Source organism: Streptomonospora alba, from assembly GCF_000826685.1.
Classification (GTDB): Bacteria; Actinomycetota; Actinomycetes; order Streptosporangiales; family Streptosporangiaceae; genus Streptomonospora; species Streptomonospora alba.
Genome location: NZ_JROO01000011.1, coordinates 100035 through 117431 on the forward strand (window position 1 = coordinate 100035; position 17397 = coordinate 117431).

20 protein-coding genes and 1 pseudogene are annotated in these 17397 nt (G+C 71.8%); 13 read left to right on the plus strand and 8 right to left on the minus strand.

The genetic code is table 11. The features are described 5' to 3' along the window. Positions 1 to 133: 133 nt before the first annotated feature. Positions 134 to 931: an SDR family oxidoreductase gene (locus LP52_RS07465; protein ID WP_040271874.1), complete on the minus strand. Its 798-nt coding sequence runs from the start codon at positions 929 to 931 to the stop codon at positions 134 to 136. 130 nt (positions 932 to 1061) lie between these two features. Between LP52_RS07465 and LP52_RS07470 the strand changes: the two genes are divergently transcribed. Both LP52_RS07470 and LP52_RS07475 read left to right on the plus strand, forming a co-directional pair. Beyond that, on the plus strand, positions 1062 to 1760 hold the full coding sequence (locus LP52_RS07470; protein ID WP_084722992.1) for a GntR family transcriptional regulator: 699 nt from the start codon (positions 1062 to 1064) through the stop codon (positions 1758 to 1760). Positions 1761 to 1934: 174 nt separating this feature from the next. After that, positions 1935 to 3080, plus strand: a complete 1146-nt coding sequence (locus LP52_RS07475; protein ID WP_052809562.1) for an Ldh family oxidoreductase — start codon at positions 1935 to 1937, stop codon at positions 3078 to 3080. Between the two features lie 241 nt (positions 3081 to 3321). Here LP52_RS07475 and LP52_RS07480 read toward each other — a convergent pair whose 3' ends face one another. Beyond that, entirely contained in the window at positions 3322 to 3744 is a 423-nt protein-coding gene (locus LP52_RS07480) for a winged helix-turn-helix transcriptional regulator (RefSeq protein ID WP_052809563.1), read from the minus strand. A 168-nt stretch (positions 3745 to 3912) separates the two neighbouring features. Here LP52_RS07480 and LP52_RS07485 point away from each other — a divergent pair, with 168 nt between their 5' ends. From LP52_RS07485 to LP52_RS07500, 4 genes are all read left to right on the plus strand, one after another. Beyond that, positions 3913 to 4422 carry a hemerythrin domain-containing protein gene (locus LP52_RS07485; protein ID WP_052809564.1) on the plus strand — a complete coding sequence of 170 codons (510 nt, stop codon included), beginning with the start codon at positions 3913 to 3915 and terminating at the stop codon, positions 4420 to 4422. 379 nt (positions 4423 to 4801) lie between these two features. Next, on the plus strand, positions 4802 to 5161 hold the full coding sequence (locus tag LP52_RS07490; RefSeq protein WP_040271878.1) for a YciI family protein: 360 nt from the start codon (positions 4802 to 4804) through the stop codon (positions 5159 to 5161). A 47-nt stretch (positions 5162 to 5208) separates the two neighbouring features. Further along, positions 5209 to 6480, plus strand: a complete 1272-nt coding sequence (locus LP52_RS07495) for an RNA polymerase sigma factor (protein ID WP_052809565.1) — start codon at positions 5209 to 5211, stop codon at positions 6478 to 6480. A 35-nt stretch (positions 6481 to 6515) separates the two neighbouring features. Beyond that, entirely contained in the window at positions 6516 to 7271 is a 756-nt protein-coding gene (locus LP52_RS07500; RefSeq protein WP_202966073.1) for a helical backbone metal receptor, read from the plus strand. A gap of 58 nt (positions 7272 to 7329) precedes the next feature. Here LP52_RS07500 and LP52_RS07505 read toward each other — a convergent pair whose 3' ends face one another. Then, positions 7330 to 7707 carry an Mth938-like domain-containing protein gene (locus tag LP52_RS07505; RefSeq protein WP_040271881.1) on the minus strand — a complete coding sequence of 126 codons (378 nt, stop codon included), beginning with the start codon at positions 7705 to 7707 and terminating at the stop codon, positions 7330 to 7332. A 201-nt stretch (positions 7708 to 7908) separates the two neighbouring features. Here LP52_RS07505 and LP52_RS07510 point away from each other — a divergent pair, with 201 nt between their 5' ends. Continuing rightward, a complete protein-coding gene (locus tag LP52_RS07510; RefSeq protein ID WP_238580778.1) occupies positions 7909 to 8742 on the plus strand; it encodes an SAM-dependent methyltransferase in 834 nt (277 codons plus the stop codon). Positions 8743 to 9012: 270 nt separating this feature from the next. After that, positions 9013 to 9849, plus strand: a complete 837-nt coding sequence (locus LP52_RS07515) for an SAM-dependent methyltransferase (RefSeq protein WP_040271884.1) — start codon at positions 9013 to 9015, stop codon at positions 9847 to 9849. Between the two features lie 54 nt (positions 9850 to 9903). Here LP52_RS07515 and LP52_RS07520 read toward each other — a convergent pair whose 3' ends face one another. From LP52_RS07520 to LP52_RS27185, 3 genes are read right to left on the minus strand one after another with little or no spacing between them, the layout of a single operon-like run. Beyond that, positions 9904 to 10182, minus strand: coding sequence for a hypothetical protein (locus LP52_RS07520; protein WP_040271885.1), 279 nt, complete (start codon positions 10180 to 10182; stop codon positions 9904 to 9906). Further along, the gene (locus tag LP52_RS07525) at positions 10179 to 10658 is read right to left on the minus strand and encodes an ATP-binding protein (protein ID WP_084722993.1); all 480 of its coding nucleotides are present in this window, start codon (positions 10656 to 10658) and stop codon (positions 10179 to 10181) included. The genes LP52_RS07520 and LP52_RS07525 overlap by 4 nt, the downstream gene beginning before the upstream one ends. Beyond that, complete coding sequence (locus LP52_RS27185; RefSeq protein WP_157036253.1) at positions 10655 to 10804, minus strand: hypothetical protein; 150 nt, start codon at positions 10802 to 10804, stop codon at positions 10655 to 10657. The genes LP52_RS07525 and LP52_RS27185 overlap by 4 nt, the downstream gene beginning before the upstream one ends. Positions 10805 to 11136: 332 nt before the next feature. On the opposite strand from LP52_RS27185, the gene LP52_RS27190 reads away from it, so the two are divergent. Further along, a complete protein-coding gene (locus LP52_RS27190; RefSeq protein WP_157036254.1) occupies positions 11137 to 11940 on the plus strand; it encodes a DUF5753 domain-containing protein in 804 nt (267 codons plus the stop codon). After that, positions 11937 to 12128 carry a DUF397 domain-containing protein gene (locus LP52_RS07535; protein ID WP_338011624.1) on the plus strand — a complete coding sequence of 64 codons (192 nt, stop codon included), beginning with the start codon at positions 11937 to 11939 and terminating at the stop codon, positions 12126 to 12128. The genes LP52_RS27190 and LP52_RS07535 overlap by 4 nt, the downstream gene beginning before the upstream one ends. Before the next feature lie 262 nt (positions 12129 to 12390). On the opposite strand, the gene LP52_RS07540 is transcribed toward LP52_RS07535, so the two are convergent. Next, positions 12391 to 13563 (minus strand): endo-1,4-beta-xylanase, encoded by a 1173-nt coding sequence (locus LP52_RS07540; protein WP_052809568.1) that lies wholly within the window; start codon positions 13561 to 13563, stop codon positions 12391 to 12393. Between the two features lie 213 nt (positions 13564 to 13776). On the opposite strand from LP52_RS07540, the gene LP52_RS07545 reads away from it, so the two are divergent. The 3 genes from LP52_RS07545 (at position 13777) to LP52_RS07555 (ending at position 16969) form a co-directional block, all read left to right on the plus strand. Then, a complete protein-coding gene (locus LP52_RS07545) occupies positions 13777 to 14808 on the plus strand; it encodes a LacI family DNA-binding transcriptional regulator (RefSeq protein WP_040271886.1) in 1032 nt (343 codons plus the stop codon). A gap of 103 nt (positions 14809 to 14911) precedes the next feature. Further along, complete coding sequence (locus LP52_RS07550; RefSeq protein WP_040271887.1) at positions 14912 to 15649, plus strand: polysaccharide deacetylase family protein; 738 nt, start codon at positions 14912 to 14914, stop codon at positions 15647 to 15649. 3 nt (positions 15650 to 15652) lie between these two features. Beyond that, positions 15653 to 16969, plus strand: a complete 1317-nt coding sequence (locus tag LP52_RS07555) for an SGNH/GDSL hydrolase family protein (protein WP_052809569.1) — start codon at positions 15653 to 15655, stop codon at positions 16967 to 16969. An 82-nt stretch (positions 16970 to 17051) separates the two neighbouring features. Here LP52_RS07555 and LP52_RS27650 read toward each other — a convergent pair. Beyond that, a pseudogene (locus LP52_RS27650) lies at positions 17052 to 17397 on the minus strand (hypothetical protein); the annotation flags it as partial.

Below are 17397 nucleotides of genomic sequence, written 5' to 3' on the forward strand. Positions count from 1 at the left end.
TCCCTAGGTCGGCCGGTCCGCCGGTGCGGACCGGGGGTCCCGGAGGCGGGCGCCTGCCGGAGGGGATCCCGGCCGCGTGCCGCCGGGCGGACGCGGCCGGGGTGTCGTGCGGGCGGGATCGCGGGGACGCCGATCAGGGCAGCGTCGGGGTGAGGCCTCCGTCGGCCAGCAGGCTCTGCCCGGTGATGTAGCCCGCGCGCTCCTCGGCCAGGAAGCCGACCAGGGCGGCGAGCTCCTCCGGTCGGCCGTAGCGGCCGGCCGGGATCGCGGCTTCGGAACCGCGCCGCACCTCTTCGGCGGTGGTGCCCTGGCGCTGGGCCTTGCGCTCGTCGAGCGTGCGCACCCGCTCGGTGTCGATGCGGCCGGGCGAGACCATGTTGACGGTGATTCCGTCGGGCGCCAGATCGCCGGCCAGCGACTTCACCAGTCCCGTCAGGGCCGGACGGAAGACGTTGGACAGCACCAGGCCCTCCAGGGGGCGGCGCACACTGGAGGAGCCGATGACGGCGATGCGCCCGAAGCCGCGTTCGCGCATCGCCGGAACGGCGGCGCGGATCGCGGTGACGGCGCTGCGCAGCGTCAGCGCGTAGGCGGTGTCCCAGTCCTCCATGCTCACGTCGGCGAAGTCGCCGGGCGGCGGTCCGCCGGCGTTGACGACGAGCACGTCGAGCCGGCCGTAACGTTCCACCGCCCCGCCGACCAGCCGCTCGACGTCCTCGGTGGAGGAGACGTCGGCACGTTCGCCGGTCACCGCGTCGTCGCCGGCCACGGCGCCGAGTTCGGCCACCGCCTGCTGGAGGCGCTCGCCGTCGCGGCCGCAGACGGTCACCTCCAGCCCGCCGCGCAGCAGCTCGGCCGCGCAGGCCTGGCCAAGGCCCCGGGTTCCGGCCATGACGACCGCCGTCCGACGCGGGTCGCTCTCCTGTGCCATCGTGCTCCTTCCGGTTCGCAAGTGTCGTGCGCGCACGGGCGCTCGGCCCGGTCGGCGTCGGCGGGGTATTCGGTATTTGGTATTCCAAATTCCCTTGTTGTGACCCGGGCCGCAATGTACCGTTCGTCACATGGATGCGCTAGCCCCCATGCGTGCACACGGGCCGTTGAAGGCCTCCCGGATGAGCGAGAACGCCTATGAGGCGATCGAGGGCGCCATCGTGCGCTGCGAACTCCCACCCGGCACCCCGCTGGTGGACCGCCAGCTCTCGGAGGCCCTGGGCGTCAGTCGCACACCTATCCGCGACGCCATGCAGAGCCTGGAGGCCGCCGGCCTCGCCGTGCGCGTGCGGGGGCGCTACTCCGTCGCGGGCTTCGACGCCGAAGACGTCCGCGAGCTCTACGGAGTGCGGCGGCTTCTGGAGCCGGCAGGGTTGGAGGCGCTCGCGCGGACCTGGGACGACGAGACGGTGGAGGAGCTCGCCGGATTCTTCGATCAGGCCCGGCCGCCGGGGCCGCCGGGGCCCTACGAGGAGTACCTCGCGCGCGACCACGCATTCCACAAGCGCATCGTCTCGCTGACCGGAAACTCGCGGCTGAAGCGCTTCTACGCCGTCAACGAGAAGCAGATCAACCGCATCAGGCACTACCTCGCCCCCGGCTACGCGGGCCGGATGCGCGAGGTCGTCAGCGAGCACGAGGACCTCTGCGGAGCGATCGCCGGAAAGGACCTGGAGGCGGCCCGCACCGCGCTCATCGGCCATCTCGACGCCGGCGAGGCCACCATGATCACGTTCCTGGCGCAGCAGGAGGGCTCCGCGAGCGACTGAGCGCCCGGCCGCCATCCCCGCTCCGCTGCACGCACCCCCGTCCGTACGACTAACGGCGGTATTCCATATGCCAAGGAGGTGCATCGCCTCCTCACCCGCCTCCCCGGCCGAGTCCCGGCCGACGGTGAGCAGGCGACCGGCCACTCCACCATCAGCTGAAAGCGGGGACAGCCCATGACAGCCGACGACGCGCCCCTGACCGGCGTCGACGCCGACGGACTGCGGGAGTTGGCGACCGAGATCTTCATCGCCGCCGGGCTGAGCGGGCGCGACGCCGGAGCGGTCGCAGGCCACCTGGTCGAGGCCGACCTGCGGGGCGTGGACTCCCACGGCGTCAGCCGTACCGCCGTCTACGTCCACCGCCTGCGCCGCGGCCTGGTCGAGGCCCGGCCCCGGTTCCGCGTGCTCACCGAGACGCCCGTGAGCGCGTTGCTGGACGCCGGCAACGGCCCCGGGATCGTGGCCGCCGAGCACGCCATGCGCACCGCCGCGGACAAGGCGGCCGAAACCGGCGTGGGCATGGTCAGCGTGCGCAACTCCAACCACTGCGGGATGCTCGCGCACTACACCGGCATGGCCGCGAGCCGGGGGCTGCTTTCCCTGGCCACCACCAGCGCGCCCGCATCGATGGCCCCCTGGGGCGCCAAGGACCCCTACTTCGGCACCAACCCCGTCTCCTATGCGGTGCCCGCCCCGGGGGACCGGCCCGACATCGTCTTCGACATGGCCACCAGCCACGTCGCCAAGGGAAAGATCATCCTGGCGCGCAAGAACGGGCAGTCGATCCCCGTGGGCTGGGCGCTGGACGCGCGGGGACGGCCCACCACCGACCCCGACGCCGCGCTGGAGGGCACCGTGCTCCCGCTGGGCGGAGCCAAGGGCTCGGGGCTGGCGCTGCTGGTGGAGGTGCTCTCGGCGCTGCTGTCGGGCGCCAACCACGGGCCGCACATCCCTCCGCTGTACGACAACGACGAGCACCCTCAAGGGCTGGGCCACTTCTTCCTCGCGATGAACCCGGCCGTGCTCGTGCCCGAGGAGGAGTTCGCGGCCCGCGTGGACCGCATGGCCGAGGAACTGGCGGCGCTGCCTGCGGCCGAGGGCTACGAGCGCGTCTGCCTGCCCGGCGAGCCGGAGGCCGAACGCGCCGCGCACCGACGCGCCCACGGCGTCCCGCTCTCCGCCGAGGTACGCGCGGAACTGCGCGCCGTGGCGGGGGAGTTGGGCGTGGACGCCGCGGCGGCAGCGGTCCTGGACGGCGCCGCCGGGACCCCGCCGGCAGCGGCGGGCGCGGCCGACTCGGCGGAGCGGGCGCCGCGCTGAGCGCGGCCCGACCCGGCCTCCGCGGCCGAGCGCCGCACACGGCCGCTCGTCGCGAAGGGAAACGCCCGCGCGGCTCACCGACAGGGAGCGCTCAGTGTTCGTTCCTCCTCGGCCGCCGAGCGCACGCCGGCTTTCCGGTGAGGCCGTCACCGCCGGCGGCACGGCGCGGGGCCCGGAGTGCCCGCCCGGACCGAGGGGCGCGGTCGCGGGCGGGCCCGGGGGAGCCCGCGTGTGGCCGGGGTCAGCGGCCGGTCTCGGCCGCTCCGGCGCTCTCCTGCGGCGGGGTTCCCTCGTCGCGGTGCGTGTGGCCCCAGGTGACCAGGGGCTCCAGCGCGTCCAGTAGGCCGCGCCCGCGCACCGACGGTCGGTAGAGGATCTGTACCGGGTGCGTGGGGACGACCTCGCGTTCGAGTAGGCCCAGCGACTCCAGCTCCTTCAGCCGCTGCGACAGCATCCGGTCGGAGATGCCGCCGATGAACCTGCGGTACTCGCTGAAGCGCTTCGCCCCGCGGGCGCCGGCGAGCAGGATCACCCCCATCCAGCGCCGCCCGACGAGCTCCAGCACCTCCTGGAAGACGTCGCAGTCCTGTTCGTGGGGTACCTGAAAAGGCGCGGCGGCCGGGCTTCCGGCGCCTCCGTCTCCGGCAGCTGTTGAGATAGTCACGTACTTAAAATAAGTAGCTAACCTGAGATTTGGCAAGGGTCGGGCCGCCCTGCAGACTGGCCTATGCAGGGCCTGCCGCGCCCCGGCGCCGCCCGGGCACGGCACTCGCGACCCCGGCGGCGCCCGGCCCCCCCGGGTCGGCCCCGCCGCGAAAGGACCCCAGCAGCGATGACGCAGACCCCGGCCGCCCCCGAGACGCTCTACGACGAACTCCGGCTGGTGCACAGCATGCTCCGCCGCGACCTGCGCACCTGCCGGGACCTGGCCGAGGCCGCAGTCGCCGGCGCTCCCGCCGACGAGATCCGCGCCGAACTCGACCGTCTGGCCAACCGTGGCCCGCTCTTTCAGCTGAAGGTCACCTGCCTGCGGTACTGCCACGTCGTCCACGCCCACCACGGCATCGAGGACGCGATGCTCCTGCCCGCCGTCCGCCGCGCCGCGCCGCACTTGGGCGAGGCCGTCGACCGGTTGGAGGCCGACCACCGCACCGTTTCCGACCTGCTGGACGAGGTCGAGTCCGCGGCGGACCGCCTCGACGCCCGCGCCGACGCCGCCGTACGCAGCCGCCTGTCGAAGGCACTGGCCACGCTGTCCGACCACCTGCTGGAGCACCTGGACTTCGAGGAGGAGAGCATCGGCCCGGTGCTGCAGACGTGGAGCCAATGGCCCCGTTCTTGACACCTCCCGCGGAGGTCCGCACGCTGCCGAACCCCCGCACCAGGGCGGTTGCGCCCCGACCCGGCGCACGCGTGGCCGGTGCCTTCACCCCGCGGCGGCGTCCGGTTCGGCGCCCTGGCCTACCGTCGTGATACACGAAAGCGCGCGGCCCAGCAGGCTGCCGGGGATCACCAGCTGCCAGAAGCCCGACGCGACGACGTTGACAACGGAAGCCGCAAAGGCGAGGGAGGACCACGCCACGGCGGTCGAGGGCCGGGCGGGGGCCTCCGAAGACGGGCGGAAAAAAATTCCGGCCGGGTGTCGAATCGGCGGCTCGCCGTTCGACGCACCGGGTGAGAGGCGGGGAGAAGACCTCGCCCACCGGCACCGAGGAGCAACCATGCCGCGATTCCTTTCCATCAGCCGCCACGACGAACAGAACCGTCCCACCGAGGCGCCGAGCCCGGAGCTCCAGGAGCGCATGGCCGAGCTGTACGAGGAGATCACCAAGGCCGGAGTCGTCCTGGACATGGCCGAGCTGGCCCCGACTTCCGAGGGCACCCGGGCCACGTGGTCCGAAGGCGGGATCGAGTACACCGACGGCCCCTTCACCGAAAGCAAGGAGGTCGTCGGCGGATACACCGTCATCCAGGCCAAGGACAAGGCCGAGGCCCTGGAGTGGACCAGGCGGTTCCTGGAGGTTCAGGGCCGCTACTCGCCCACCACCGCCGTGGAGGTCCGCGAGATCGTCGAGGACTGAGCACACCGCCCTTGCCCTGCGGCTGCGTGCCCTGCTGAGATGGCGGCATGAGCGCAACGAGCGCGGCGGAATCGGTCGAGACGGTCTTTCGGATCGAGTCCGCGCGGATCATCGCCGGTGTCGCGCGTATCGTGCGCGACGTCGGCATCGCCGAGGAGATCGCGCAGGACGCCGTGGTCGCCGCCCTGGAGCGGTGGCCGGAGTCGGGCGTACCGGAGAACCCGGGCGCCTGGCTCATGGCCACCGCCAAGCACCGCGCCATCGATCTCGTCCGCCGCAGGGAAGCCTACGCGCGCAAGCTCGCCGAGGTGGGACGCGCGTCGGCGGACCAGCCGCCGGCGGAGCCGCCCGACGCCGACGACATCGACGACGACCTGCTGCGGCTCATCTTCACCGCCTGCCACCCCGTGCTGTCCGCCGAGGCGCGGGTCGCGCTGACCCTGCGGCTGCTGGGCGGGTTGACCACCCGCGAGATCGCCCGCGCCTTCCTGGTCGCCGAGCCCACCGTCGCCCAGCGCATCGTGCGCGCCAAGCGCACGCTGGCCAGGGCCGGAATCGACTTCGAGGCTCCCCGCGGCACCGACCGGAAGGTACGGCTGGACTCGGTGCTGGAGGTCCTCTATCTGGTGTTCAACGAGGGCTACTCGGCGACCTCGGGCGACGACCTCGTGCGGCCGGGGCTGTGCGAGGACGCCCTGCGCCTGGTCCGCGTACTGGCCGGCCTGATGCCCGAGGAACCCGAAGTGCACGGACTCGCGGCCCTCTTGGAGTTCCAGGCTTCGCGTACCGCCGCCCGCACCGGGCCTGACGGCGCGCCCGTGCTGCTGGCGGATCAGAACCGCGCCAAGTGGAACCGGCTGCTGATCAACCGCGGCTTCGCGTCGCTGCGGCGTGCCGGCAAGGGCCCGTACTCCCTCCAGGCCGCGATCGCCGCCTGCCATGCCGGTGCCGTGCGCTATGCCGAAACCGACTGGGCGATGATCGCGGCGCTCTACGACCGGCTGCTGGAGGTGCTGCCCTCACCGGTGGTGGCGCTGAACCGGGCCGTCGCCGTGTCCAAGGCCCGCGGCCCGGCGGCGGGCCTGGTCTTGGTGGACGAGCTGGCCGATGCGCCCGCGCTGCGCGGCTACCATCTGCTCGCGGGCGTCCGCGCCGACCTCCTTGAGGCGCTGGGCCGCGCGGACGAGGCCGCTGCGGAGTTCCACCGCGCCGCGTCCCTGACCGGCAACACCCGCGAACGCGACCATCTGCTGGAGCGGGCGGCCGGCGCCGGCGCGGGAGGCGGCGCGTCCGCCGAACCCCTTGAGCGGCCGGTGTGATGGGCGGGTTCGCCGGAACCGTACTCCGCGACGACATGGGGACCGCCGTCGAACTCGCGGGCCCTGTGGGGCGCGTGGTGTCGCTGGTGCCGTCGCTGACCGAGGCGCTCGCCGCCGGCGCGCCCGGGGTGCTGGTGGGAGCGACGCGGTGGTGCACGCATCCGCCCGGACTCCGGGTCGCCCGGGTGCGGGGGACCAAGAATCCCGACCGCCGGGCCGTCGCCGCGCTCCGGCCCGACCTGGTGGTGGCCAACAAGGAGGAGAACCGCGAGCTGGACGTCCGACGTCTGCGCGAGGCCGGCATCCCGGTATGGGTCACGGTCGTCGAGACGGTCCCCGAGGCGCTGGCCTCCCTTGAGCGGCTGTTCACGCAGGCCCTGGACCGACCCGTACCCGACTGGCTGCGCGCAGCCGAGCGGCTGTGGACCGGACCGCCGCCGCGTCCGCGCGCCCGCGTCGCGGTGCCGATCTGGCGGGACCCGTGGATGGTGGTGGGCTCGGCGACGTTCGCCGGCGACCTCCTCGCCCGCTTGGGGATGGAGAACGCCTTCGCCCGCGACCCCGGCCGCTATCCGCGAGCCGACCCCGCCGAGCTGGACCGCGCCGGCCTCGACACGATCGTCCTGCCGGACGAGCCCTACCCGTTCGCACCCGGCGACGGCCCCGAGGCGTTCACGCGGACCCCGACCGCCCTGATCGAAGGGCGCCTCCTCACCTGGTACGGACCCTCGCTGGTCACGGCCCGCACCGAACTGGCCGCGCGTCTCGGCGCCGGAGGCGCCGGAGGGTGAGCGCCCGCGGCGCGAAGGGCCGCAGGCCCGGGGCGCCTCCGCGCCCGTCGCGCCGGGATCAACAGGTCGAGTGGAACAGTCCGCCGACCGGTCGGTTCCGGGCGAGGCCGTTGTAGATCCGCACCGCTTCCTCCGTCTCGGCGGTGTGCACCTCGACCGAGCGCGCATCCAGCAGGTCGCGGGTGCGCGGATCCACGCCGAGGCGGCCGTGCATGCCGCGCGAGAGCACCACCGCCTCGGCGCCGCGGTCGAGCAGCTCCTCGACGTCGGCGGGCAGGATGCCCGGATCGTGTGCGGTTCCCGTCTCGTTCCAGTCCCAGGACCGCCCGCCGCCGGGAAAGAGCTTGACGTCCTTGGCGGTCCCCACGCCCGCGACCTCCATGCGGCCCCACGACAGCGACAGCACACGGGGCGACGTCGTCTCCGCTCCAGTCATTTCGACCGCTCCTCGGTTCTGCTGCGTTTCCCACTCGGCGAGAGGGCCTGCGGTGCCCCTCGGCCACTGCGGATCCGCGGAGCAGAGATCGCCGAAAGCCCCCCCTACAGCGGGAATACTGCCCGTACAGTTACCCGTGACAAGAGGCGAACACCCCCTACGGTCCGCCGTTCCCGCCCCCGGTTCGAGAGGCAGAATCCCTTGAGCGATGCCCTCAGGTTTCCCCCGCCCGACCTCGACATGTCGAAGCCGACCATCGCCCGCGCCTACGATGCGCTGCTGGGCGGTAAAGACAATTTCGAGCCCGACCGCGACCTCGCCGCTGCGGCCGAGGAGCTCAACCCCGGCATGACCGTGCTCGCGCAGGACAATCGCGCATTCCTCACGCGGGCCGTCAGCTACGTGGCGAACGAGCTGGGCATCGAGCAGTATCTCGATCTCGGCTCGGGGCTGCCGACCGCGGAGAACACCCACCAGGTCGCCCAGCGCAGTTCCCCGCAGAATCGCGTCGTCTACGTCGACATCGATCCGATGGTCCTCGCCCACGCCCGCGCGCTGATGGTCGAGAACGACACCACCACGGTGATCACCGCCGACCTGCGCGACGTCGAGACCGTGATGAACGATCCCGGAACGCGGCGCCTGATCGACCCCGACCAGCCGGTGTGCCTCATGATGGTGTCGCTGCTGCACTGCATCCCCGACGAGGACCGCCCCTTCGACCTGGTCCAGCGCTACCTGGGCGCCTTCCCCTCGGGCTCCGCGCTCGTCTACTCGCACATCGCCTCGAACGACGCCGAGCACGCACGGATCCTCACCGAGCGGGTGCGCTCCGCGGCACCGTGGGGCCGGATCCGCAGCCCCGAGGAGTGCGAGACCGCCGTCGCCGGCATGGACCTGGTCTCGCCGTCGGTGGACGGCACGGCGCCGGCCCGCCTGGTCGACTGCGACACCTGGCGCAAGCCGGGAACCGATCCCGTCGAAATCCCGGACAAGCTTACCTGGGAACATTCCGGGATCGCCGTCAAGCCCTGAGGTCCTTACCCGCCGGGCGCCGCGGCCCGACCCGTCGGCGCCCGGAAGGCCGGGGCTGTCCCGCCATGCTCACCTGGGGCCTGGCTGCGTTCCGTGTGACCAGGGGGTTTCCCGTGCCGCCGGCGACGCCGGCCCTGCCGGGAAGCGATCGCCCGAAGCCGTCCTACGGCGGCTCGGCTCCCCGTACAGTTGCCCCTGAAAAGGCGCACACCGTAAGGTCCGCGGTCCGCTGTGCTACCCCCTCCCCCCGGAATGAGAGAGCTGGATCCGATGAGCGATTCCCTCAGGTTTCCCCCGCCCGAGCTCGACATGTCGAAGCCGACCGTCGCCCGCGCCTACGACGCGCTGCTGGGCGGCAAGGACAACTTCGAACCCGACCGCGAGCTCGCCGCGGCGGTAGAGGAGATCAACCCCGGAATCACCGTCCTCGCGAAGGAGAACCGCGAGTTCCTTTCGCGCGCTGTCGAGTACGCGGCCCAGGACCTCGGCATCGGCCAGTTCCTCGATCTCGGCTCCGGGCTGCCCACGGTAGAGAACACGCACCAGGTCGCCCAGCGAAACTCCCCGGACTACCGCGTCGTCTACGTGGACATCGATCCGATGGTGCTGGCCCATGCCCGCGCCCTGCTGGTCGAGAACGACACGACCACGGTGATCACCGCCGATGTGCGCGACGTCGAGCGGGTCATGAACGATCCGGACACGCGCCGGCTCCTGAACACCGACGAGCCGGTGTGCCTGATGCTCGTGTCGCTGCTGCACTGCATCCCCGACGAGGAGAACCCCTTCGACCTGGTGCGGCGCTACCTGGAGCCCTTCCCGTCCGGCTCGGCCGTGGTCTACTCCCACCTGTGCTCGAACGACGCCGAGCACGCCCGTACCTTCACCGCGCGGGTCCACAGCTCGGGAACGCCGTGGGGCCGGGTGCGCAACTCCGAGGAGTGCGAGGCCGCCGTCGCCGGCATGGAGCTGGTCTCGCCGTCGCTGGACAGCGCGGAGCCCGCCCGCCTGGTCGACTGCGACACCTGGCGTAGGCCGGGCTCCCCGCCCGTCGACATCCCCGACAAGCGCATCTGGGAGCACGCCGGAGTCGCCGTCAAGCCCTGAGGTTCCAGCCCGCCGGGGCCACCCGAGACGGTTCGGGGCGGTCCCGGCGGTCCCTCACCCGGTGACCCGGGTGCTGCGCCATCGCCGCCAGGCCCGGGATTGGGCCTCCAGCCACGTCCGCATCGCGGCCTCACTGGACCAGTGCGCCACTTCGTTGCGCACTCCGTCGGGTGCGTCGTCGGGGGCCTTCTCGTGTCGCTCGGCGGTCCAGTACTCCTGTCCGCTCCACCGGTAGCAGCGGATCGTCCAATCCTGGCCGTAGTCCTCGGCCACCGTGCCGGGCGGATGGACCTCGCCGTGGCCGCCGCCCTTGTACCGGTAGGGCGGGGTCACCGGGTGTCCTCCCGTGTCCCGCGGGCGCCTGCGGTGGTGGTGACCGCATCGGCCGGCTCGGGGGCGCGGAGGGCGAGGGAGAAGGCCAGTCCGCTTCCGGCGGGGAGCGGTCCCCATGTTTCGGCGAAGGCGGCCACCAGTGCCAGGCCGCGCCCGCCGCCGTCCTCGATCCCGCTCGGCATGCGCTCGGGCCGGGAGACGGCGCCGCCCCCGTCCTGGACGGCGACGGCGAGCCGTTCCCGGTCGGCATGGACGTGCACGGTGAAGATCCCGCCGGTGGCGCCGGTGGCGGTGTGGCGGATCGCGTCGGTGGCGGCTTCGGACAGCAGCAGCACGGCCGCGGCGGTGATCGCGTCGGGGATCAGTCCGGGAGTGCGGGTGAGCGTGTCCTGCAGCCAGCGGCGGGCGGCGCCCACCTGCTCGGGCGCGCCGGGAAAGGACCGGGCGACGAGGATTCCGGGAGCAGTCCGCCTCATCGGCGCACCCCCGGAACGTCGTGGACCGGGTGGGCGAGATGAGGGCGGTCGGCGATGAGCCGCCGGGTCACTGCGCGCAGCTCGGCCATGTCGTCGGCCGGGGTGGCGGAGTGGTGCTCCGACCGGCCGCCGGCGGCAGCAGGCATGGGCGCTTCCGGCTCGGACCGGTGCAGCACGTAGGGCCGAACGCGGTGTCGGCGAGCGCGTCGGCGCGGGAATGACGGGGGAGTGGCGGATTGGGGCGAATAGGGCATGTGGTTCGGATTCGAACCGCTAGGATTGATCACGGGTCTCCACCTGGCGCTTTCAGGTTGGGGATCAAGGCCCTGTCGATGCCCGTCAGCATCGGCAGGGCCGTTCTTGTCACGACCCACAATTGCGCGCCCCAAGCCATGGTTTCCACAGGTCAAACTGCTTTGGCGGGATTCGTTTCCTTCGTGTAGACGGGAGTAGTGACGCTGTGGTGAGATGTTGAAGTATGGAGACGGTGAAGCCGGAATGGCTGCGGGTGGGTCGTGAGATCCGACGTCGTCGTGAGGCGCTTGACCTGTCGCTCGATCGGATTTCCCGCGAAGTGTCGCTGTCTGCGGGGATGCTCAGTGCGATTGAGCGGGGAGTGCGCAATTGCAAACCGACGTATGCGCGAGAGTTGGATGCTGTCCTGAACTCGGGCGACCAGATCGCGCGTCTCGTGGACAAGGCCAATCGTCCGGGTACCCCGCTATGGCTCGTGCACGTCGAGCAGCTTTTGTATCAGGCCGAAGAGATACGCCAGTTCCATCTCGGCTGGGTTCCCGGTCTTCTGCAGACTGAAGCCTATGCGCACGCCGCTCTGCGGGCCGGAGACGCTACGGCAACCGATTCACAGATCAAAGAATCGGTTCGTGCCCGAATGCGGCGAAAAGAGACTGTCTGGGGAGATGTTCCTCCGCGCGGGCTGTTCGTCATAGACGAGGCGGTCTTGCTCCGTACTGTTGGGACACCTGACGTCATGGGCGCACAGCTGGATCATGTACTGTCCATGGCGGAAAATCCCCATGTCACGGTGCAGGTACTTCCTCTTGATGTGGCTCCGCATCCGGGGCTTGACGGCTCGTTTCAGCTCCTGCGGCTTGCCAGCAGGGAAACCCTCCTGATCCTGGAGACGCGGGTCTCGGCTGACGCGGATCACGAAGAGGAAGACGTGCGTCAATACGTTCAAGACTTCGATGACTTGCGCGCGCTCGCGCTGGCCCCGACACCGTCGGCGGAACTCATAAGGAAGGTGCGGGAGAACCTGTGATTCTGGAAGAGACCTGGCGTACAAGCAGCTACAGCAACTCCAAGGGCGGAGAGTGCGTAGAGGTCGCCGCTACGTCCGATCGCGGCGCGGCCGTGCGGGACACCAAGCACCGCGACGCGGGACACCTTGAGATGCCCTCTGCCGAATGGACGGCGTTCGTGGCGGCCGTGAGATCGGCGGAACTGTAGTCCCCCACCCCTCTGGAAACCGCGACCCCTTCGGCTTCGACTGAGGGGGTCTTGTCATGCCCGAGGCCCGCGGGCGCGCCCGCACCGGGCGGTGCCGGTACGGGCGCACGGAGCGTGTCCGGTGTGGTCTCCACCGGGCCGGTCGTGTGTCGGTGCGCATCCCCTTCCGGAGAGCGCGAGCCGCGGCCCGCCGCCCGGCCCGACTAAGCAGGCGGCGGACCGCGGCCGCCCCTGAGGGCGCGGCCGCCGGCGTCCGCTACCGCTAGCGGCCGCCGCGCCCGCGGCCGGGCCAGCCCGGCCACTTCTTCTCCTCCTTCAGCGCCTCGTGCAGCGCGAAGAAGGACGGCTTGCGGGTGTAGTCCTCGGTCATGACCGTGGCCGAGCCCTCGCCTTCGAAGGTCACCGGCACCCAGGAGTACTTGTCGTTGAAGCCCCAGATCGTGAACGATTCGCAGCTGTCGACGTCCAGGCACGCCTGCAGCGCCTGGCGGTAGTAGTCGGCCTGCGTGTCCAGCTGCTCCTCGGTCGGTTCGCCGCTGTCGGGCAGGGTCATGCGGATGTCGACCTCGGTGACGGCCGTGCCCAGCCCCAGCTCGTCGAAGCGGCGCAGGTTCTCCTCCATGCTGCCGGGGAACGGGTAGTCCAGGCTGAGGTGGCCCTGAGCGGAGAAGCCGTGCAGCGGCGCTCCCTCGGCGAGAAGGTCCTGGGACAGCTCGTAGTAGGCGTCGCTCTTGGCGTTGACGCCTTCGACGTTGTAGTCGTTGAGGTACAGCTCGGCGTACGGGTCGGCCTGGTGGGCCCAGTGGAAGGCGTCGGCGATGATCCCGGGCCCCAGCCGGCGCAGCCAGATGTTCTCCTCGGTGCGCAGTTCGCCGTCGTCGTCGAAGATCTCATTGGCGACGTCCCACTGCTGGATGCGGCCCTTGTAGCGGCCGACGACGGTGGTGATGTGGTCGCGCAGGATCGCGCGCAGCTCGTCGTCGGTGAAGTCGCCCTCTTCCAACCAGTCGGGGTTCTGGCTGTGCCAGAGCAGGGTGTGACCGCGCACGGCCTGGCCGTGGCGTCCGGCGAAGGCGACGATGCGGTCGGCGTCCTCGAAGTTGTACTCGTCCTGCTCGGGGTGGATGTACTCCCACTTCATCTGGTTCTCGGCCGAGACCGAGTTGAACTGGCGCGCCAGTGTCTTGCGGTATTTCCGGTCGGAGGTGAAGGGGGGAGGGTAGCCCTGGTCCTCGTGGTGGCCGCCGCCGGCGACCGCGGTGCCGATACGGAAATCGTGAGGGGCCGCCCAGCGCAGCCGCTCGGCCTTGCCGTTGGAGTGGTGGGGCGGCCAGTGGCCGTGGCCGAAGCCCTCTGCGGCGGCCGGGGATACGGCCATCGGGGCGGTCAGGGCGGCCGCGGCCAGGGCGGTGGTGGCGAAGCGGATGGGTTTCATTGGGGGGACTCCCATTCGGTCTGCCGCTCGTGCTTTCCGGAAAATTCCGATTGGCGGTCGATGGACAGTAAACGCTGCTGGCCAGGGCGTCAATACCCCCGCCCCTCACCGGGAGCCCGCGCAGGCGCACGCCCGCTCCCTCCGCGGTTGCGGCTCCCGCGCGTCGTTTCCTCGCGCCGCGTCCGTACTCTGGGTAGGTACGAAGGAGGAGCAGTGGCCGATATCCCGACCCCAGCCGTGACCATCTCCGCCATCGCCGAGGAGGCGGGGGTTTCCGCACCGACCGTTTCGCGCGTCCTCAACGGCAGGGGCGACGTCGCTCCCGCCACGCGTGAGCGCATCGAATCCCTGCTGCGGGAACGCGGCTACCGCCGCCGCGGCAGCCGCGGCGGCGAGATGGTGGGGCTGCTGGACCTGGTCTTCAACGATCTGGACAGCCCGTGGGCCGTGGAGATCATCCGCGGCGTCGAGGACGCCGCGCACGCGGCGGGCAGCGGCATCGTCGTCTCTGCCATCCACCGGCGGGAGAGCTCCACCCGCCAGTGGCTGCAGAACGTGCGCTCGCGCACCAGCGACGGCGCCATCCTCGTCACCACCGACCTGGACTCCTCCCTGCGCGCCGAACTGGAGGAGCTGCACATGCCCTCCGTGGTGATCGACCCGGTCGGTGTGCCCGACCTGGCGGTGCCCACGATCGGCGCCACCAACTGGGCCGGAGGGCTCAGCGCCACCGACTACCTGATCAGCCTGGGCCACCGCAGCATCGCCTTCGTGGCCGGGCGTCCGGAGCTGTGGTGCAGCCGCGCCCGACTCGACGGCTACCGGGCGGGGCTGGAGACCGCCGGACTGAAGGTCGAGGACGACCTCGTCGTGCCGGGCGAGTACGACTACGAGTCCGGGTTCCGGGCCGGCGAGCGGCTGTTCGGCCTGGCCGACCCGCCCACGGCCGTGTTCTCGGCCAGCGACCAGATGACTCTGGGCGTCTACGAGGCCCTGCGTCGGCGGGGCCTGCGCGTGCCCGCCGACGTCAGCGTGATCGGCTTCGACGACCTGCCCGAGGCGCGCTGGGCCTCGCCGCCGCTGACGACGGTGCGCCAGCCGCTGGCCGAGATGGGCAGGCTCGCGGTGCATACCGTGCACCGGCTGGTGCGGGGCGAGGCGATCGAGAGCCCGCGGGTGGAACTTGCCACCGAACTCGTGGTCCGTGACAGCACCGCACCGGTGCCGGGATACTCGGCGCGGTGAGGTCGGCGTGTCGGTCGCAGAACGTTGACACCGCGGCACGCGCTCTTTAGGTTGCATTTAAATTCCGGAAGCTTCCGGAAGAGGATGCGGCCAAGGAGACTGCGTGACGGACACCCGCCGACCATCCCCCCTCCCGGGCCGCCTCGCGGCGACCCTGCTGACGCTCGGCCTCGCCCTCTGCGCCGCGGTACCGGCGCAGGCCGGCCCGCTCCACCGCGACCACCGCCCCGGCGGCCCCGCCACCGACGACATCGTCGACCAGACCCAGCGGAGCGGCCGCGCCGTGGCGCTGACCTTCGACGACGGTCCCGACCCGCGCAACACGCCCCAGCTGCTGGACGTGCTGCGCGAGCACCGCGTCAAGGCCGTGTTCTGCCTGTGGGGCGAGCACGTGCGCGAGCACCCCGACATCGTCCGGGACATCGCCGCCGACGGGCACACGCTGTGCAACCACAGCATGCGCCATGGCGACATGAGCTCTTGGGAACGCGACGACGTCCGCGCCGATCTGATCGAGACCAGCAAGGCGATCCGCGAGGCCGTCCCCAACGCCCGCATCCCCTACTTCCGCGCCCCCTACGGCGCCTGGGGCCAGACCCCGCAGGTTTCGGCGGAACTGGGCATGCAGCCGCTGGGCTGGAGCCTGGCGGTGGAGGACTGGGTCCCGCCGGGCACCGACGAGCTGGTGCGCCGCCTGGAGGAGGGCATCACGCCGCGGTCGGTCGTGCTCCTGCACGACGGCGGGGGCGACCGCAGCCAGACGGTCGGGGCCGTCGCCCGGATCATCCCCTCGTTGAAGGCCGAGGGCTGGCACTTCGCCCGCCCGGCACGCAGGGGGTAGGCGATGACCCGCCCTGCCACCGGGCCCCGTATCCGCCCCCTGCGGCTCGGCGCCGTCCTGGCGGGGGCGCTGCTGCTGCTCAGCGCGGGTACCGCGGCGAGCGTCGCGGAACCGGGCCACCGTTCCGGCGGCCCTCGCAACTGGGTGGGCACCTGGGCCGCCGTGCCCACCGCCACGCCGGAATCGGCCACCCCCGTCCTCGAGGACGAGACCGTCCGCCAGGTCGTGCACACCAGCGTCGGCGGAGACCGAGTGCGGCTGCGGCTGACCAACGAGTTCGGCACCTCGCCGCTGCGCATCGGCGAGGTCCGTGTCGCGCTGCGGGACGGCTCCGCGGGAACCGACACGGCCCCGGACACCGATCGCCCCGTGACCTTCGGCGGCAGCACGTCGGTGACCGTCCCGGCCGGCGCCCCGATGCTCAGCGACGCGGTGGAACTGCGCCTGCCCCCGCGTTCGGACCTGGTGGTCAGCATCCACCTGCCCCAGCGCACCCCCGTGACCACCCTGCACGGCTTCTCCTACCAGGAGAACGCGGTGGCAGCGGGCAACGTCACAGCCAAGCCCTCGGTCACGCCGACCAGCACCATGACCCAGTGGCACTTCCTCTCCGGGATCAGCGTGCGCGCCCGCGGCAAGCACACCGGGGCGGTCGTCGCGCTGGGCGACTCGATCACCGACGGCTCCGAGACGACGGCGGGCGCCAACAACCGCTGGCCCGATCTGCTCGCCGAGCGCGTGGGCGGCCGCACCGGCGTGCTGAACTCGGGCATCGCCGGCAACCGACTGCTGCACGACCCCAACCCGCCCGAGGGCAGCGACGCCGAGTCCTACGCCGCGTTCTTCGGCCAGAGCGCACTGCGGCGCTTCGACCGCGACGTGGTGGCGCACCCGGGCGCCGAGCACGTGATCGTGCTGCTGGGAGTCAACGACCTCGGACATCCGGGCACCGCGGCCCCGCTGTCCGAGACCGTCACGGCCGCAGAGATCATCGGCGGGCACCGCCAGATCATCGCCCGCGCGCACGCGGCGGGCCTGCGCGCCTACGGCGGCACCATCCTGCCGTTCAAGGGAGACACCCTGGGCTTCTACAGCACGGAGAACGAGGACAAGCGCCAGACGGTCAACGAGTGGATCCGCACCAGCGGCGAGTACGACGCCGTCATCGACTTCGACAAGGCGATGCGGGCGCCGGGGGATCCGCTGCGGCTGAACCCCGCCTACGACAGCGGCGACCACCTGCATCCCAACGACGCAGGCATGGCCGCCATGGCCGACGCCGTGCCCACCCGGCTGTTCCGCCCGGGCAGGGGGCACTAGGCCACACCCCTCCGCCCCGGTTGGACACGGAGCAGCCGGGGCGGAGGCGGGTCCCGCGGCGGGCACGCTCCACCTCCGGCAGCTACCCGCCGTAGACCCGCCACGCCGCCTCAGGCGGGCAGGTCGCGGCGCCGCGTCCCGCCAGGCCCACGGCCGCCATGGCGATCCCGACCATCACCCAGACGGCGGGGACCAGGCTCAAGGTCGCCGTGAGCATCCCGCCGAGTTCGCCGGTGCCGAGCCCGAAGCACAACCCCAGGATCAGCTGCGGCACGACCGGCACCGCCGACGCCAACACCAGGTGGCTCAGCGCCCAGCGCCCCCGATCCACCGGGGCGGACAGCAGCAGCTCGGCGCGTCCGCTGCCCTCCTCGGAACCGATGCGCAGCCATGCACCCGCGTTCGGCTTCGTCGAGCGTGCGCTTTTT

Bases quoted from the DNA above. Each gene is read 5' to 3' on its own strand.
- LP52_RS07505 (WP_040271881.1), bottom strand. From the start codon at position 7,707: ATGACTGGAGCGGAGACGACGTCGCCCCGTGTGCTGTCGCTGTCGTGG.
- LP52_RS07525 (WP_084722993.1), bottom strand. From the start codon at position 10,658: ATGAGGCGGACTGCTCCCGGAATCCTCGTCGCCCGGTCCTTTCCCGGC.
- LP52_RS07515 (WP_040271884.1), top strand. From the start codon at position 9,013: ATGAGCGATTCCCTCAGGTTTCCCCCGCCCGAGCTCGACATGTCGAAG.
- LP52_RS07465 (WP_040271874.1), bottom strand. From the start codon at position 931: ATGGCACAGGAGAGCGACCCGCGTCGGACGGCGGTCGTCATGGCCGGA.
- LP52_RS07485 (WP_052809564.1), top strand. From the start codon at position 3,913: ATGACGCAGACCCCGGCCGCCCCCGAGACGCTCTACGACGAACTCCGG.
- LP52_RS27190 (WP_157036254.1), top strand. From the start codon at position 11,137: ATGGAGACGGTGAAGCCGGAATGGCTGCGGGTGGGTCGTGAGATCCGA.
- LP52_RS07540 (WP_052809568.1), bottom strand. From the start codon at position 13,563: ATGAAACCCATCCGCTTCGCCACCACCGCCCTGGCCGCGGCCGCCCTG.
- LP52_RS07475 (WP_052809562.1), top strand. From the start codon at position 1,935: ATGACAGCCGACGACGCGCCCCTGACCGGCGTCGACGCCGACGGACTG.
- LP52_RS07490 (WP_040271878.1), top strand. From the start codon at position 4,802: ATGCCGCGATTCCTTTCCATCAGCCGCCACGACGAACAGAACCGTCCC.
- LP52_RS27185 (WP_157036253.1), bottom strand. From the start codon at position 10,804: ATGCCTGCTGCCGCCGGCGGCCGGTCGGAGCACCACTCCGCCACCCCG.
- LP52_RS07495 (WP_052809565.1), top strand. From the start codon at position 5,209: ATGAGCGCAACGAGCGCGGCGGAATCGGTCGAGACGGTCTTTCGGATC.
- LP52_RS07555 (WP_052809569.1), top strand. From the start codon at position 15,653: ATGACCCGCCCTGCCACCGGGCCCCGTATCCGCCCCCTGCGGCTCGGC.
- LP52_RS07500 (WP_202966073.1), top strand. From the start codon at position 6,516: ATGGGGACCGCCGTCGAACTCGCGGGCCCTGTGGGGCGCGTGGTGTCG.
- LP52_RS07470 (WP_084722992.1), top strand. From the start codon at position 1,062: ATGGATGCGCTAGCCCCCATGCGTGCACACGGGCCGTTGAAGGCCTCC.